The organism is Glaciimonas sp. GG7 (assembly GCF_052976905.1).
On sequence record NZ_JBRIIQ010000232.1, the window covers coordinates 1 to 622 of the forward strand.

Consider the following 622-nt stretch of genomic DNA (forward strand, 5'->3'; position numbering starts at 1 on the left):
GTGGGGGTTGCGCTCGATCGGCAGCAACCGTTTACACACGCGATGGCAGCGGTTGCCAAAGAATTACGCCGCTGCTACCGGCATCAGCGCTTTCCTATTGCGGAGATTAACCGCGCGTACAACGTCATACAAAACGGCTATCACCAATTGTTCGATGTCTCGCTTTCCTTTGGCGTCTTTAATTTGGATTCCCCCATGGGGGAAGGGCGCGCCAGCGGCTTCCAACTAGACCATGGCTTTGAGCAAACGCCACTTGCCATCTCAGTGCAGGACTCCCATCGGGATCAGGATGTCTTAGTTGTGTTCGATTACAACCAGCGTCATTTCACGCGGGACGACATCGTCAGCATACAAAGCCGCATGGCGATATTGATGGAGGCGATCATTGATGGTGCCGATTGCATGATCGATCAACTGCCGTTGCTCACAGCAGCAGAACGTCATCAGATTGTGACCAGCTGGAACGCCACGCAAGTGATGTACCCAGAGCGTGAATATCTGCTGCATCAACTCATCGAGGCACAGGCCATAAAGACGCCACAGGCGGTGGCGGTGGAGCATGGCGCTGAACAACTGAGTTATGCCGAACTCAACGCCCAAGCCAATCAGTTAGCGCACTATC

At 54.0% G+C, this 622-nt stretch carries 1 protein-coding gene; it reads left to right on the forward strand.

What is annotated here, in order from left to right:
- Window positions 1–622 (forward strand): condensation domain-containing protein (locus ACVBEF_RS21330; RefSeq protein WP_447125893.1); only part of this gene is annotated, 622 nt, incomplete at both ends.